Source organism: Comamonadaceae bacterium OTU4NAUVB1 (assembly GCA_024372625.1).
Taxonomy (GTDB): domain Bacteria; phylum Pseudomonadota; class Gammaproteobacteria; order Burkholderiales; family Burkholderiaceae_C; genus Variovorax.
In genome coordinates this window covers 2066846-2081632 of sequence record CP099605.1, presented here as the reverse complement: position 1 = coordinate 2081632, position 14787 = coordinate 2066846, and the positions used below count along the sequence as shown (strand labels likewise).

Sequence of the window (14787 nt, the reverse complement as noted above, 5' to 3'; positions counted from 1 at the left end):
GCGCCGGATGACCCGGGGCCCGGTCGGCCGACGGCGGCCGGCCCGGGGTGCGACCTAGAACGCTTCGGCCAGGCGCCGCGTCATCTCCGCGGCCGACACCGCGTCGCAGCCGGTGGCGTTCTGCCCCGCCCACAGCGTGGAGAAATCGTCGCGTCCGAGCCGCTCGGCGGCGGCCTTCAGCGGCGCGAGCGCGGCGGTGGCCAGCGGGAACGCGGGCGCGAGGGCGCTCAGCGGCCCGAGTTCGTCGAGCAGCCGGTTGCGCAGGCCGCGCGCGGGCCGTCCGCTGATGAGGTTGGTCAGCACGGTGTGTTCGGCGCGCGGTCCGCGCAGCGCCGCGCGGTGCAGCGCGGTGGTCGTGGCCTCGTGGCACAGCAGGTAGGCCGTGCCGATCTGCACGCCCGCCGCGCCGACCGCCAATGCCGCCGTCGCGCCGCGCGCGTCGGCGATGCCCCCGGCGGCGATCACCGGCGCATCGACGGCCGCGGCGACCTGCGGCACCAGGGCCAGCGTGCCGATCTGCGTCGACAGGTCGTCGCTCAGGAACAGGCCGCGATGGCCGCCCGCCTCCAGGCCCTGGGCGATCACGGCGTCGGCGCCGTGGGCCACCAGCCAGCGGGCCTCGGCCACGGTGGTCGCGCAGCCCAGCACCCGGGCGCCCCAGGACCTGACGCGCGCGAGCAGCGCGGCGTCCGGCAGCCCGAAATGGAAGCTCACGACCGGCGGACGGAAGTCCTCCAGCACGTCGGCCATCGCGTCGTCGAAGGGCCGCCGTCCGCCGCCGGCCGGCACGCCCGCGAGGTCGACCCCCAGCTCGGCGGCATAGGGCGCCAGGGCCACGCGCCAGGCCGCCTCGCGCGCGGCGTCGGGCGTGGGCGGGACGTGGCAGAAGAAGTTGACGTTGTAGGGGCGCGACGTGCCCGCGGCGATGGCCTGCAGTTCGGCGCGCAGCGCGTCGGGCGCGAGCATGGCGCACGGCAGCGAGCCCAGGCCGCCGGCGTTGGAGACCGCGATCGCCATCGCCGCGCCCTGCACGCCGGCCATCGGCGCCTGGACCAGCGGGTGCTCGATCGACAGCAGGTCGCGCAGGTCGGGGCGGTGGGTGCGGTGGGTGCCGGTCATGGGTGGGCGTCGTAGGTGACGAAGTCGAACGGCAGGCCGTCGGCCGAGACGTGCGGCTCGCGCGCGGTCTCGCGCCAGCGCGCGGGGTCGAGCACCGGCGCGTGGGCGTCGCCCTCGAAGTCGCGGCCGATCTCGGTGACGACGGCGCGCCGTGCCATCCCGGCGGCCTGGGCGTAGACCTGCGCGCCGCCGATCACCCAGGCCTCGGGCGCGCCGGCGCACAGCGCCAGGGCGGCTTCGAGGCCGTCGGCCGTCCGGGCGCCGGGGGCGTTCCAGCCGGCCTGCCGCGTCACGACGATGTTGTCGCGCCCCGGCAGCGGCCGGAAGCGCGGCGGCAGCGAATCCCAGGTGCGCCGGCCCATGATCACCGGCGCGCCGGCGGTGGTGCGCTTGAAGTGCGCCAGGTCCTCCGGCAGGTGCCAGGGCAGGTCGCCGTCGCGGCCGATCACGCCGTTGGCGGCGCGGGCGTAGATGAGGTGGACGCGGGGCGTCGGGCCGGCCATCGTCGCACCGCCCCTCAGACCGCCACCGGCGCCTTGATGGCCGGATGGTGCACGTAGTCGTGGACCTCGAAGTCCTCGAAGCGGTAGTCGAAGATCGATTCCGGCCGGCGCTTGATCTCCAGCACCGGGTAGGGGTGGGGCGTGCGCGTGAGCTGCAGCGCGACCTGCTCGGCGTGGTTGCTGTAGATGTGGCAGTCGCCGCCGGTCCAGATGAAGTCGCCGACGTCGAGGTCGCACTGCTGGGCCACCATGTGCGTGAGCAGGGCGTAGCTGGCGATGTTGAAGGGCACGCCCAGGAAGATGTCGGCGCTGCGCTGGTAGAGCTGGCAGCTGAGTTTTCCGCGCCCGCCGGACTCGGCCGCCGGCGCGACGTAGAACTGGAAGAAGGCGTGGCAGGGCATCAGCGCCATCTTCGACAGGTCCGCCACGTTCCAGGCGCTCACGATGATGCGGCGCGAATCGGGGTTGGTCTTCAGGGTGCGGATCACCTCGGCGATCTGGTCGATGTGGCCGCCGTCGGGCGTCGGCCAGCTGCGCCACTGCACGCCGTAGACCGGGCCGAGGTCGCCGTCCTCGCCGGCCCACTCGTCCCAGATCGTGACGCCGCGCGCCTTGAGCCAGTTGTTGTCGCTGGAGCCGGTCAGGAACCACAGCAGCTCCTGGACGATGGAGCGCAGGTGGACCTTCTTGGTCGTCACCAGCGGAAAGCCCTCGTTCAGGTCGAAGCGCATCTGGTGGCCGAACACGCTCGTCGTGCCGGTGCCGGTGCGGTCGGCCTTGTGGACGCCGGTGGTCGCGACCAGGCGCATGAAATCCTCGTACTGCGAGCGGACCGGGCGGCCCGCGCCGCCGCCGGGGTTGCCGGTGTCGCTCATCGCACCACCTCCGCGTGGTCGGCCGCGCGCAGCACGCGGCCCGGGTTGAGGGTGTTGAGCGGATCGAGCCCCTGCTTGATGGCCCGCATCATGGCCAGCGCGACCGGCGACTTGTGCTTCTCCAGCTTGTGCAGCTTGAGCGCGCCGATGCCGTGCTCGGCCGAGAACGAGCCGCCGAAGCGTTCCACCGCGTCGTAGACCAGGGTGTTGACGCGGTCCTCCTGCTCGCGCAGGAAGGCCCGTGTGTCGCCCTCGGCCGGCGCCTGCACGTTGTAGTGCAGGTTGCCGTCGCCCAGGTGGCCGAAGTTGACCAGCCGCACGCCGGGGATCTCGCGCCGCAGCAGGGCGTCGGTCTCGGCGACGAAGGCCGGGATGCGCGAGACCGCGATCGAGATGTCGTGCTTGATGTTGAGGCCTTCCTCGGCCTGCGCGAGCGGGATGCTCTCGCGCACGTGCCACAGCGAGCGCGCCTGCGCGATGTTCTCGGCCACCACGGCGTCGCTCACGCAGCCGTCCTCGAAGGCGGTCTCCAGCAGGGCCTCGAAGCGTTCGCGCGCGTGCGCCTCCGACTCGCTGTCGGAGTTCTCCAGCAGCACGCAGTACGGCACGGCCTCGTCGTCCAGGAACGGCACGCGCAGTTGCGGCATGTGCTTGCCGACCAGCCCCAGGGCGAAACGGCCCATCACCTCGAAACCCGTCAGCCCGGCGCCGAGCTGGCGGTGCGCCAGGCCCAGCAGCGTGACGGCGTGGTCGAGCGAGGGCACGGCGGCCCAGGCGGTCAGGCGCGCGGCCGGACGCGGGTAGAGCTTCATCGTCGCGGCGGTGATGACGCCCAGCGTGCCCTCGCTGCCGATGAGCAGGTCGCGCAGGTCGTAGCCGGTGTTGTCCTTGCGCAGGCCGCTGGTGCCTTCCCAGACCTCGCCCTGCGGCGTCACCACCTCCAGCCCCAGGCACAGGTCGCGCGCGTTGCCGTAGCGCAGCACCTGCGTGCCGCCGGCGTTGGTCGCCAGGTTGCCGCCGATGGTGCAGCTGCCCTCGGCCGCCAGGCTCAGCGGGAACAGGAAGCCCGCGCGCTCGGCGGCTTCCTGCAGGGTCTGCAGCACGCAGCCGGCCTCCACCGTGACGGTCAGGTTGGCGGCGTCGATGGCGCGGATCGCGTTCATGCGCTGCAGCGTCAGCACGACCTGGGTGCCGCTCTGGTCGGGCGTGGAGCCCACGGCCAGGCCGGTGTTGCCGCCCTGGGGCACCAGCGAGGCGCCGGCCGCCGCGCAGGCCTTGACGACGTCGGCGACCTGGCGCGCCGTGGCCGGGCGCACGACGGCCAGCGCCTTGCCGCGCAGGCGGCCGCGCCACTCGCGTTCGTAGGCGGTGAGGTCGCTGCCGCCGTCGTCGGTGAGCACGTGAGACGCGCCCACGATGGCGCGCAGGGCGTCGAGCAGGAGGGAATGGGACGAGGAGGAGGTCATGGGTTCGGGGTTTCCAGTCGGGGCGCGGCCACCGGGTCGATGCCGTGGCGCAGGCGCAGCCGCACGTGCCAGGCGCAGGCGGCGAACAGCGCCAGGCACAGCGCGATCTCCAGCCCGGCGAGGGCGCGGCTCAGCGGCACGGCGTCGCTCCAGGCGCGCACCACGCCCTCGGTGAAATAGAGCCAGACCATCAGGCTGACCCAGCGGTAGGTGTACATGCGGTGCTTGAGCAGCCCGGCCAGCGGCACCACCAGCGGCAGCACCTTGAGCGCCAGCACCGAGCCGCCCGGGCGCAGCGGCGCCAGCCACATCTCCCACGCCAGGCCCAGCACGATCAGCCCGATCAGGCTGCCCACCGCCAGGGCGCGGGTGGCGGCGACGGAGGCGGTCGGGCGGGTGGAGGGTTGCATGCGGGGAGGGGGGAAAGGGCCTGGAGCGGCCGCGAGAAAGGTCCGGTGGCATGATACCGGCCGCGTTCCGACCCCCGCGCCGACGCGCCCAATGCGCGGCCGAGTCCCCGGGGCGCGACTCCCCCGACCGCCGCCTCCCGCCTTCTGCTTCGTGCTTCCTGTTTCCCCGTCCGCCGCCTCCGGCCCCTCCGCGCCCATGACCGCCGCTCCGCCGCCCGCCGTTCCGTCCCGCGATCCGTCGTCCTGGGTGGTGTGCCTGTGCGCGCAGTGGTGCGGCACCTGCCGCGACTACCGGCCGCTGTTCGAGTCGGTGGCCCGCGCGCATCCGCACCTGCGCTTCGCCTGGGTCGACATCGAGGACGACGCCGACATCGCCGGCGACTTCGACATCGAGACCTTTCCGACCGTGCTGGTGGCCGACGCCGGAGGCACCCGCTTCATGGGCCCGCTGCTGCCGCACGCCGCGACGCTGGCGCGCACGCTCGCGGCCCTGCGGGCGGCCCGCCCGTCGGACGCCGGCGTGGCCGCGCTGCTCGACGCGCTGGCGGCGGCGCCGGCGCGTTTCGAGGTGACCGGCTCAGGCGCCTAGGAAGTCGCGCAGCGCGAACAGCACCGCGTCGGGCGCCTCGCTCATGAGCGCGTGACCCGCCGCCACCGTCACCACCTTCGCCTGCGGCGCCCGGGCGGCGAGGTCGCGCGCGGCGCGCGGCGGCGTCATCTGGTCGGCCGCCCCCAGCAGGAACAGCAGCGGGCAGCCGGCCGCCGCCACCGCGTCCATGGCCGCTTCGCCGCCGGCGTAGTCGTCGCAGGCCTTGAAGCCGGTGTGGAAGACGTTGGTCTCGCGGTTGGAGGCCAGCACCCGCCGCATCAGGGCGCGCGAGCCGCCTTGCAGCCAGTTGCCGGGGCCGGAGGAGGGCGGCGGCGCCAATGACGAATGCGAGAAGACGTTGATCTGGTCGATGGCACGCAGCGGCGTCGCCAGCGACCCCGCCAGCAGCGCCGGCGACACCTTCATCGGATAGGCCGTGCCGACCATCGCCAGGTGCGTGACCCGAGCCGGCGCGCGCGCGGCGGTCTCCAGCGCGATCAGCGAGCCGAAGCTGTGGCCCACCAGCGCCGCCCGGTCGATGCCCGCGGCGTCCAGCAGCTCGACGACGAAGCGCGAAGCCGCCGCCACGCTCTCGGGCGGCGCGCCGGCGCTGCGGCAGTGCCCGGGCAGGTCGATCGCCAGCACGTTCCAGCCGTGGTTGGCGAACCAGCGGCTCTGCAGGATCCACACGCTGTGGTCGTTGAGCACGCCGTGGACGAACACCACCGTGGGCCGGCCGGCATCGAAGGCCTTGCCGCCGGTGTAGGCGTAGGTGGCGTGGCCCTGGACGATGAAGTGCATCTCAGGCCTCCGCCTTCTCGGCGGCCTTCAAGGCGCGCTTCAGGTCGTCGATCAGGTCGGCGGGGTCCTCCAGCCCGATCGACAGGCGGATCGTGCCCTGCGAGATGCCCGCGCCGGCCAGCGCCGCGTCGGTCATGCGGAAGTGCGTGGTGCTCGCCGGATGGATCACCAGGCTGCGGCAGTCGCCGACGTTGGCCAGGTGGCTGAACAGGCGCAGCCCCTCGACGAAAGCCTTGCCCTGCGCGCGGCTGCCCTTCAGGTCGAAGCTGAACACCGCGCCGGCCCCGCGCGCGCCGTGGCGCAGCAGCCTGCCGGCCAGCGCGTGGCTCGGGTGCGAGGGCATCAGCGGATGGCCCACGCGCGCGACGAACGGGTGCTCGGCCAGGAACTCGACCACCTTCTGCGTGTTGTCGATGTGGCGCTCCATGCGCAGCGGCAGGGTCTCGATGCCCTGCAGGATCAGCCAGGCCGTGTGCGGGCTCATCGAGGCGCCGAAGTCGCGCAGCCCCTCGCGGCGCGCGCGCAGCAGGAAGGCGCCGACGGTGCTCTCCTCGCTGAAGACCATGCCGTGGAAGCCGTCGTAGGCCTGGGTCAGCTCGGCGAAGCGGCCCGAGCGTTCCCAGTCGAAGCTGCCGCCGTCCACCACCACGCCGCCGATCACGGTGCCGTGGCCGGAGAGGAACTTGGTCGCCGAGTGGTAGACCAGGTCGGCGCCGTGATCGAAGGGCCTGATCAGGTAGGGCGAGGTCAGGGTGGAGTCGACCAGCAGCGGCACGCCGGCCGCGTGGGCGATGTCGCTCACCGCCGGGATGTCCAGCACGTCAAGGCCGGGGTTGCCCACGGTCTCGCCGAACAGCAGCTTGGTGTCCGGGCGGATCGCGGCGCGCCAGCCGTCGAGGTCGCCGGGCGCGACGAAGGTGGTGTCGATGCCGAAGCGCCGCATCGTGTAGTTCAGCAGGTTCTGCGAGCCCCCGTAGAGCGCCGTGCTCGCCACGATGTGCGAGCCCGCGCCCATCAGCGTGGCCACGCTCAGGTGCAGCGCGGCCTGTCCGCTGGCCGTGGCGATGGCGCCGATGCCGCCTTCGAGCGCCGCCACGCGCTGCTCCAGCACGGCGTTGGTCGGGTTGCTGATGCGGCTGTAGACGTGGCCGGCGCGCTCCAGATTGAAGAGCGCCGCGGCGTGGTCGCTGGACTCGAAGACGAACGAGGTGGTGAGGTGGATCGGCACGGCGCGCGCGCCGGTGGCGGGGTCGGGCGACGCGCCGGCGTGCAGCGCCAGCGTGTCGAAACCAGGGTCGGAGTAACCGGGCATCGGGGGTGTCTCATGGAGGAATTCGGGTCCGCCATTGTGTGGGTGGGCGCCGCGCGGCCGTGTAAAAATGCACATCCCCGCCGAACGGCGCGCTTCCCCACGGAGAACCCCCATGAAAGTCAGCGACATCCTGCGTGTCAAGGGCAACACGCTCTACACCGTCACGCCCGACGAGCCGTTGACCGCCGCGGCCACCGCGATGGCCGAGAAGGACATCGGCTCGCTGGTCGTCATGGAGCACGGCGACCTGGTCGGCATGCTGACCTTCCGCGAGGTGATCGTCGCCATCGTGGGCAACGGCGGCCAGATCGGCGGCGCGCTGGTGCGCAAGGCCATGGACGACGCGCCGGTCACCTGCACCCTGGAGACCGACCTCGACGAGATCCGCCGCATCATGCTGGAGCGCCATGCGCGCTACATGCCGGTGATGGACCGCGGCATGCTGATGGGCGTGATCAGCTTCTACGACGTGGCCAAGGCCGTGGTGGACAGCCAGAACTTCGAGAACAAGATGCTCAAGGCCTACATCCGCGACTGGCCGGCCGAAGCGGACGGCGCCGAGGCGCCGGCGCGCCCGAACTGACCGGCCGCCGGGCGTCCCCGCGCCCGCCCGCCGGACCGCTCAGTCCGCCACCCGCCGCAGCACCGCGCCCGGGAAGCTCGCGAAGAGCTCGGCCATGCGCAGGCCGCCCGAGCGCACGGTCAGGGTCTCGCCGGTGAGGATGTTCTCCCAGCGCGCCCCGTCGCCACCGGCCCAGTCCGGCAGCGCGACGGTGGTGTCGTCCCAGACGGCCGCGCCCAGCGGCAGCCAGTGCGCCGCGGCCTTCTGCGCCGCCTCGGATTCGGTGGTCGTGGCCAAACCGACAAACAGCCGTCCGGCCACCGCGATCAGGGACTCCTCGCCCTGGCGCCGCGCGAAGGCCACCACGTGGCGCGCCCTCGACCCGTGCGCCTCGACCGCCTCGTACCCGCCGTCGCGGAACAGCGCCGGCTGCGCGGTGCGCAGGCCGAGCAGGCGCCACAGCACCCACAGCTTGGCGCCCCCGTCGTGCGGCTCGGCCGCCAGCTCGCGCACCGCGTCGGCCGTGCCGTGCGCCGGCGCCGCGGCGATGGCCTCCAGGCGGTCGAGCCAGCGCGAGCGCATCGCGTAGTCCACCGGCCGACGGTTGTCGGGGTCGACCAGGCTCAGGTCCATCAGCTCGTTGCCCTGGTAGAGGTCGGGCACGCCGGGAGAGGCGTACTTGATCAGCACCATCGACACGCTGTTGAGCGCGCCGAACCACGCCAGCGTGGCGCCGAAGTGATGCAGGTCGGTGAGGAACCCACCCTCGGGCACGTCCCGGCCGTCGCCCCGGCCGTCCTGGTCGGCGCCCAGCAGGCGCTGCACGAAGCCGGTCAGCGCCGTCTCGTACGCCTCGTCGGGGTTGACCCAGCTGGTGTGGGCCTTCGACTCGCGCGCCGCCTTCAGGGCGTAGCGCTCGATGCGCTCGCCATAGGTCTCGCGCCGGTCGTCGTCCAGTCCCCCGGCCGGCAGCGTGCCCAGCAGGGTCTGGTAGAGCAGGTACTCGTCGGCCGCCGAGGGCACCTGCAGGCCGACCTCGACGTCGCCCTCGACATCGTCCGCAAGCGGCTCGCAGACGCGGTTCATCGCGCGCCAGCGCCGCAGCGCCAGGCGCCAGGTCGCGGGCATCTCCGAGAGCACGTCGATGCGGTTGCGCACGTCCTCGGAGCGCTTGTTGTCGTGCGTCGAGGTGGCCAGCATGGTGTGCGGCCAGCGCGCGGCGCGGTCGGCGCTGGCGACGTGGAAGTCCGCCAGCGTCATGCCGAAGTGCGCCGGCTCGCCGCCGACCTCGTTGAGCGAACTCAGCGGGAAGTAGCGGTAGAACGCCGTGTCCTCCACGCCCTTGGCCGTGACCGGCGCGCTGAACTGCTGGAAGCGCATGGCCAGGCGCAGGGCACGGGCGCGCAGGCCGCTGGAGGCGCCCGGCACCGTCTCGCCCAGCAGCGTCAGCCGCACGAAGTCGAACACCGAGCCGTCGGCGTCGTGGCTGCGCTGGCGCGCCTCGTCCACCGCCTGGTCGATGTAAGCCAGGTCCTGCGGCGACGGTGCCTCCACGATGTAGCTGCGGTAGACCGCCATGCACGCGGCGATCTCGCTCAGGGCGCGGCGCAGCGAATTGAGCGTGTAGTCGCGCGTGCGGCGGTCGGCGCGCGCGATGCGCAGCAGCTCGGTGGACAGCACGGTGAGCTCGGAGGCCAGGGCGTTGCGCATGATGGCGCGCTTGCCCTCGTAGGCCAGCTCGTCGAACGGCTGCTGCACGCCGGTGAAGCCGCGCCAGATGCGGTCGAAGCGCTCGGCCGCCTCGGTGTCGACCAGCACCCCGTTGACGACGGTGGCGAAGCGGTAGCCGGTGGTGCCGTGGATCGCCCACTGCACCGGCACTTCCTCGTGCGACGCGGCGATCTTCTCGGCCACCACGTACAGCGGCCGGGCACCGCGGCCCTGGGCGTCGACGCCGGGCAGCACCAGGCCGGCACGCCGCGCGTAGCCCTGCTGCAGGCGCTCGAAGTACTCGGCCGGATCGAAGAGGCCGTCGGGGTGGTCGATGCGCAGGCCGTCGACGGCGCCCGAGGCGGCGAAGTCCAGCGCCATGGCGTGCGTCGCCTCGAACACCTCCTCGCGCTCGATGCGCAGGGCGGCGAGCTCGTTGATGTCGAAGAAGCGGCGGTAGTTGATCTCGTCGGCCGCGACGCGCCAGTAGGCCAGGCGGTAGGCCTGCGCGTCGAGCAGCGCGTGCAGCGCGTCGCGTTCGGACGCGGCGTTGAAGTCGGCGACCGCCGCGACGATGGCCTGCGCCACGTCGAGCTGGCGCGCCACCAGGCGGGCGAGCCGCCCCTTGATGACCTCCTTGTCGCGCGCGCGCTCGGCCACGGATTCGGGCTCGGTCTCGTAGCGCGCCGGCAGGTGGCCGAACGAGGTCGCGATGCTCGCCAGGCTGGCCACCACGTCGGGGTCCGACAGGCGCGACAGTCCGCGCTCCAGCACGCGCGTGTAGGTCTCGGGGGCGAGCGGGAAACGGTGCTCGTGGTAGTTCACCACCAGGCTGCCCTTGCCGGCGTCGAAGGCCAGGGCCAGTTCGCCGCGCTCCAGCACGTCGCCGTAGTGGTCGCCCAGCACCGGCAGCAGGACCTTGCCGCGCAGCTCGACGTTCAGCGGCTGCCAGTCGATGTCGAAGTGCTGCGCGTAGGGCGAGGCCGGGCCGTTCTCCAGCACGTCGAGCCACCAGGCGTTGTCCGCGCCCAGCACGCCCATGTGGTTGGGCACCAGGTCCAGCAGCTGGCCCATGCCGTTGGCGCGCAGGGCCGCGGAGAAGCGCTCGAAGCCCTCGGCGCCGCCCAGCTCGGGGTTGATCTGGTCGTGCGCCACCACGTCGTAGCCGTGCATGCTGCCCGGCCGCGCGCGCTGGATCGGCGAGCAGTAGACGTGGCTCACGCCCAGGCGTGCCAGGTAGGGCAGGATGGCGATCGCGTCGTCGAAGTCGAAGTCCTTGTGGAACTGCAGGCGGTAGGTGGCGCGCGGCACTAGCGTCTCGACCGTGCGGCGCGGCAGCGCCCGCAGCACCGGGTGCGGGCGGATCGCGGCCAGCGTGCGGCACAGCAGGTCGGTCTGCTCGTCGGCGGCGATCTCGCGCAGGTCGAGCGAGAGCTTGCGGCTCCAGTTGGGGTGGGAGTCGGTGGTGCCGGGCATGTTGGCCTGCTCGGTCATGCCCAGGGCGTCCTCCAGCTGCACCATCATCACCTGCGACGGCGTGCCGGCGACGAAGGCGTGGATGGCCGCGATGACCTCGCTCGACAGGGTCTGCGCGCCGGTGGCGTGCGCCACGGCGTCGGCCGACAGCAGGCCCTCGCGCTGGACCGCCAGCAGCAGCCGGATGCGTTCCTGGGCGCGGTCGAAGAGCTGCTTCTCGAACAGCGCCTGGTCCGGGAACAGGCCCAGCGACAGGCGCAGGCGCAGGTCGTGGCCGCTCCACCAGCCCGCGAGCGTGGCGAGGTCGTGCGTGCTGATGGCCACCAGCGCGTTGCGCGGGTATTCCGAGGGCGCCTTGAACTGGCCGTCGGCATGGCGCTCGAAGTACACCAGCCGGTACGACAGCACCTCGAAGCGCGCCAGCGCGCCACGCATCTCGTCGGCCACCGTGCCCAGGTCCTCGCCGATCACCATGCAGCGCGCGCGCTGGCTCTCGATGGCCACCACCGCCAGCATCTCGTCGAGCGCATAGTGGACATAGGCGCCGTCCTGCGGCGTCTTGCCCGGCGGGATCCAGAACAGCCGCATCAGGCCCATCACGTGGTCGATGCGCAGCGCGCCGGCGCCGCGCATGTTGGCGCGCAGCGTCTCGATGAAGAAGCGGTAGCCGTCCCGGCGCAGCCGGTCGGGCCGCAGCGGCGGCAGGCCCCAGCCCTGTCCGTTGGGGTTGAACTCGTCGGGCGGGGCGCCGACGCTGGCGCCGTGCACGAACAGGTCCTGGGCGCTCCAGGCGTCGGCGCCGGCGCGATCGACCGACACCGCCAGGTCGAGGTACAGGCCCACGGCCATGCCCAGCGCCTCGCACTGGGCGCCGGCGCGTTCGAGCTGGCGCGCGGCCTGCCACTGCAGGTATTCGAAGTACTCGACGCGTTCGAGGTGATCGCGCGTGAACCGTTCGACGTCCGGGGAGGCCGGGTCGCGGTAGGCCTCGGGCCACGCCGGCCAACCCCAGATCGACGCGTCGGCGGCGAAGAGGTGCGCCTGCAGGGCCTCGAAGACGGCATGCCGGCGCAGCGAGGCGCCGCGCGCGGCGCGGAACGCGTCGAAGGCGTCGCCCGACTTCGCGTCTCCGGCGGCCTCGCGCTGCGCGCGGAAGTGCGCGTAGAGCAGCTCCAGCACCTCGTACTTGGCCGCCGCGACACCGCGGTAGTCGACCAGGGGCACCTCGCGCAGCGCCGCCAGGCGGGCCTGGAAGTCGGGCGACTGCACCAGCCGCTGGGCCGGTTCGCAGTCGCGGAACTCGTCCACGCCCTCGACGTCGATGTAGAGCACGTCCAGGTGCAGGCGCGACGACGGGCTGTAGGGGCTGGTGTGCGCCGGGTTGTGCGGGAACAGGGCGTGCAGCGGGTTCAGGCCGATGATGCCGGCGCCGCGCTGGGCCGCCTGCTGCGCCAGCAGGGCCAGGTCGCCGAAGTCGCCGATGCCCCAGTTGCGCCGCGAGCGCAGCGCGTAGAGCTGCACCGCCGGGCCCCAGACGCGCGCGTCGCCGCGCAGCGAGTCGGGCCGGTAGCAATGCGCCGGCGCCGCGATGACCAGCGTCTCGCCCGCGAGACCCTCGACCGTCAGCCGGTGGTAACCCATGGGCAGCGCGAGCGCGACCTCCGCCAGCCGCTCGCACCAGGCGACGCCGTCGATCTCGGTGCGGTGCAGTTCGGAGACCGCGTGCAGCGCCAGGCGGCCGTGGTGCGCCGTGCCGTCCTCGGCACGCACCGTCCAGGTGGCTTCGGCCTGCGCGGCCGGCACCCGCACGCGCAGCAGCCAGCGCGGCGACTCCGCGTCGATGGCGACCACGGGCGTGAGGTGCTCGCGCCAGGTGGCGGCGTGCGCGCGCTGCAGGCTCTCGTGGGGCAGCACGTCCGGATCGACGCCGAAGCTCGTGAGCAGCGACACCAGGTTGGCGGCCGGCGCCACGTGGCGCTTGCCGAAGATGTCGGCGTATTCGGTGGCGATGCCGTAGTAGGCGCTCAGGCGCTGGAGGGCTTCGTGCTCTCCGTGCGGGGTCTCGTCAGGCAAGCTCGTTCTCCTCGATGCTGATGTGGACGGCGCCCGGCAGCAGGCGCCAGGTCGCGGTCGCGTCGCCGGACTCGGTCCGGCTGGAATACAGGACGGTGCCCGCCGATGGCGCGACGCCCTCGACCGGCGCCTTGCCGAAATGCGCCAGCAGGCGCAGGGTGGCCGACGGGGTCGATGCGCCGGACGCGTCGGCGCCGCCGACGGTCCACTCCACGCGCAGCGCCTCGCCCTCGCGCGACCAGCGCCCGCCGTGGTGGTTGCCCGCCAGGCGCGGCACCAGCGCGCGGTGGCGGATCGCCAGCAGCTCGCCGATGTGGGCCAGCAGCACCGCGTGCTCGCCCTCGGTGCGCTCCTCCCACTTCATCTTCGAGGCCAGGAAGGTCGACTCGGCGTTCGGGTCCGGGATGCGGTCGAGCATGGCCGGGTCCTTGAACGCCGCGAAGCCGCCGAACTCGCCGCGCCGGCCCTCGGAGACGGCGGCCGCCAGTTCGGGGCCGAAGTCGCAGAAGTACTGGAACGGCGTCGAGGCGCCGTACTCCTCGCCCATGAACAGCATCGGCGCGTGCGGCGACAGCAGCAGGCAGGCGTAGGCCGCGCGCAGCAGCACCGGGTCGGCCAGGGCCGAGATGCGGTCGCCGAAGGCGCGGTTGCCGACCTGGTCGTGGGTCTGCAGGAACGACACGAAGGCCGCCAGCGGCAACGCCGCGCTGGGCTCGCCGCGCGTCTCCCCGTTGCGGAAGGGCGAGGGCTGGCCCTGGAAGACGAAGCCCTCGGCCAGCGCCACACCGAAGCTGCCCACGGCGTCGTCGGCGTCGTCGGCGTAGTCGGCGTAATAGCCGTCGGTCTCGCCGGTGACGATGACGTGCGCGGCGTGGTGCAGGTCGTCGTTCCATTGCGCGGTGGCCGTGAGCGGCGCCTGGGTGGCGGGGTCGCGCATCAGGTAATGGGCACCGTTGGCGTCGTTCTCCAGCACCACGTGGACGTGGCGCTCGCGCCCCGGACCGTCGCGCAGGGCATGGCAGATGGTGGCGACGATGTCGATCTCCGAATCGTCCCGGATGGCGTGCACGGCGTCCATGCGCAGGCCGTCGCAGTGGAATTCCTCGACCCAGTAGAGCGCGTTGTGCACGAAGAAGTCGCGCACGATCGGTGAATGGTCGCCGTCGTAGTTGATGGCGGCGCCCCAGGGCGTCTGGTGCGCCGGGTTGAAGAACTCGGGCGTGCCGGCGTGCAGGTAGTTGCCTTCGGGGCCGAAGTGGTTGTAGACCACGTCCATCAGCACCATCAGGCCCAGGCCGTGGGCGGCGTCGACGAGGGCCTTGAGTTCGTCGGGCGTGCCGTAGACGGCGTCCGGCGCGAACAGCAGCACGCCGTCGTAGCCCCAGCCGCGCTGGCCGGGGAAGTCGGCCACCGGCAGCAGTTCGATCACCGTGATGCCGAGCGCGGCGAGCTCCGGCAGGCGGCGCTGCGCGGCGGCGAACGTGCCTTCGGGCGTGAAGGCGCCGACGTGCAGTTCGTAGATCACCGCCTCGCGCCAGGGACGGCCGGTCCAGGCACCGTCGCGCCAGACGTAGGCGTTCGGGTCGACAACCTCGCTGGCCTCGTGCACGTCGTCGGGATTGCGGCGCGAGGCCGGGTCGGGCACGCGCAGGCCGTCGGGCAGCACGAAGCGGTAGCGGTCGCCCGCGCGGGCATCGCTCACGCTCAGGCGGTGCCAGCCGTCGTCGCCGCGCGCCATCGCGCGCTGGGTGGCGCGGGCGGTGTCGTCGGCGTCGGCGTCGGCGGTGGCGCGGTGGGCGAGGTCGAGTTCGACGTGGGCGACGCCGGGCGCCCAGAGCTGGAACAGCACGCCGGCGCCGTCCGCGAGGACGGTGGCGCCGAAAGGCATGGA

11 protein-coding genes are annotated in these 14787 nt (G+C 73.0%); 2 read left to right on the top strand and 9 right to left on the bottom strand.

Translation table 11 applies throughout. From position 1 onward, the window contains the following. Window positions 1-54 precede the first annotated feature (54 nt). The 5 genes from NF681_13235 to NF681_13215 all read right to left on the bottom strand — a co-directional run bounded on the left by NF681_13235 (window position 55) and on the right by NF681_13215 (window position 4373). The gene (locus NF681_13235; protein ID UST53282.1) at window positions 55-1119 is read right to left on the bottom strand and encodes a nitronate monooxygenase; all 1065 of its coding nucleotides are present in this window, start codon (window positions 1117-1119) and stop codon (window positions 55-57) included. After that, window positions 1116-1622 (bottom strand): dihydrofolate reductase, encoded by a 507-nt coding sequence (locus NF681_13230; GenBank protein ID UST53281.1) that lies wholly within the window; start codon window positions 1620-1622, stop codon window positions 1116-1118. Before NF681_13230 ends, NF681_13235 begins: the two co-directional genes overlap by 4 nt. Before the next feature lie 14 nt (window positions 1623-1636). Continuing rightward, window positions 1637-2431: a thymidylate synthase gene (locus NF681_13225; protein ID UST55771.1), complete on the bottom strand. Its 795-nt coding sequence runs from the start codon at window positions 2429-2431 to the stop codon at window positions 1637-1639. A gap of 62 nt (window positions 2432-2493) precedes the next feature. Next, entirely contained in the window at window positions 2494-3963 is a 1470-nt protein-coding gene (locus tag NF681_13220) for an FAD-binding oxidoreductase (GenBank protein ID UST53280.1), read from the bottom strand. Further along, a complete protein-coding gene (locus tag NF681_13215; GenBank protein ID UST53279.1) occupies window positions 3960-4373 on the bottom strand; it encodes a DUF2069 domain-containing protein in 414 nt (137 codons plus the stop codon). The genes NF681_13220 and NF681_13215 overlap by 4 nt, the downstream gene beginning before the upstream one ends. Before the next feature lie 196 nt (window positions 4374-4569). On the opposite strand from NF681_13215, the gene NF681_13210 reads away from it, so the two are divergent. Next, on the top strand, window positions 4570-4962 hold the full coding sequence (locus NF681_13210) for a thioredoxin family protein (GenBank protein ID UST53278.1): 393 nt from the start codon (window positions 4570-4572) through the stop codon (window positions 4960-4962). Here the strand turns inward: NF681_13210 and NF681_13205 are convergent. Both NF681_13205 and NF681_13200 read right to left on the bottom strand, forming a co-directional pair. Continuing rightward, window positions 4951-5763: an alpha/beta hydrolase gene (locus NF681_13205; GenBank protein UST53277.1), complete on the bottom strand. Its 813-nt coding sequence runs from the start codon at window positions 5761-5763 to the stop codon at window positions 4951-4953. The genes NF681_13210 and NF681_13205 overlap by 12 nt on opposite strands. 1 nt (window position 5764) lies before the next feature. Further along, window positions 5765-7075 (bottom strand): O-acetylhomoserine aminocarboxypropyltransferase, encoded by a 1311-nt coding sequence (locus NF681_13200; protein ID UST53276.1) that lies wholly within the window; start codon window positions 7073-7075, stop codon window positions 5765-5767. A 112-nt stretch (window positions 7076-7187) separates the two neighbouring features. Between NF681_13200 and NF681_13195 the strand changes: the two genes are divergently transcribed. Beyond that, on the top strand, window positions 7188-7658 hold the full coding sequence (locus NF681_13195; GenBank protein ID UST53275.1) for a CBS domain-containing protein: 471 nt from the start codon (window positions 7188-7190) through the stop codon (window positions 7656-7658). A gap of 39 nt (window positions 7659-7697) precedes the next feature. Here the strand turns inward: NF681_13195 and NF681_13190 are convergent, their stop codons facing one another. Then, a complete protein-coding gene (locus tag NF681_13190; protein ID UST53274.1) occupies window positions 7698-12896 on the bottom strand; it encodes a malto-oligosyltrehalose synthase in 5199 nt (1732 codons plus the stop codon). Beyond that, window positions 12889-14784 carry a malto-oligosyltrehalose trehalohydrolase gene (gene treZ / locus NF681_13185; GenBank protein ID UST53273.1) on the bottom strand — a complete coding sequence of 632 codons (1896 nt, stop codon included), beginning with the start codon at window positions 14782-14784 and terminating at the stop codon, window positions 12889-12891. Before treZ ends, NF681_13190 begins: the two co-directional genes overlap by 8 nt. Window positions 14785-14787 lie beyond the last annotated feature (3 nt).

What these genes read in the sequence shown, in the direction of transcription:
- NF681_13205 (UST53277.1), bottom strand. Translation starts at nt 5,763, where the DNA reads ATGCACTTCATCGTCCAGGGCCACGCCACCTACGCCTACACCGGCGGC.
- treZ (UST53273.1), bottom strand. Translation starts at nt 14,784, where the DNA reads ATGCCTTTCGGCGCCACCGTCCTCGCGGACGGCGCCGGCGTGCTGTTC.
- NF681_13235 (UST53282.1), bottom strand. Translation starts at nt 1,119, where the DNA reads ATGACCGGCACCCACCGCACCCACCGCCCCGACCTGCGCGACCTGCTG.
- NF681_13200 (UST53276.1), bottom strand. Translation starts at nt 7,075, where the DNA reads ATGCCCGGTTACTCCGACCCTGGTTTCGACACGCTGGCGCTGCACGCC.
- NF681_13220 (UST53280.1), bottom strand. Translation starts at nt 3,963, where the DNA reads ATGACCTCCTCCTCGTCCCATTCCCTCCTGCTCGACGCCCTGCGCGCC.
- NF681_13195 (UST53275.1), top strand. Translation starts at nt 7,188, where the DNA reads ATGAAAGTCAGCGACATCCTGCGTGTCAAGGGCAACACGCTCTACACC.
- NF681_13230 (UST53281.1), bottom strand. Translation starts at nt 1,622, where the DNA reads ATGGCCGGCCCGACGCCCCGCGTCCACCTCATCTACGCCCGCGCCGCC.
- NF681_13210 (UST53278.1), top strand. Translation starts at nt 4,570, where the DNA reads ATGACCGCCGCTCCGCCGCCCGCCGTTCCGTCCCGCGATCCGTCGTCC.
- NF681_13215 (UST53279.1), bottom strand. Translation starts at nt 4,373, where the DNA reads ATGCAACCCTCCACCCGCCCGACCGCCTCCGTCGCCGCCACCCGCGCC.
- NF681_13225 (UST55771.1), bottom strand. Translation starts at nt 2,431, where the DNA reads ATGCGCCTGGTCGCGACCACCGGCGTCCACAAGGCCGACCGCACCGGC.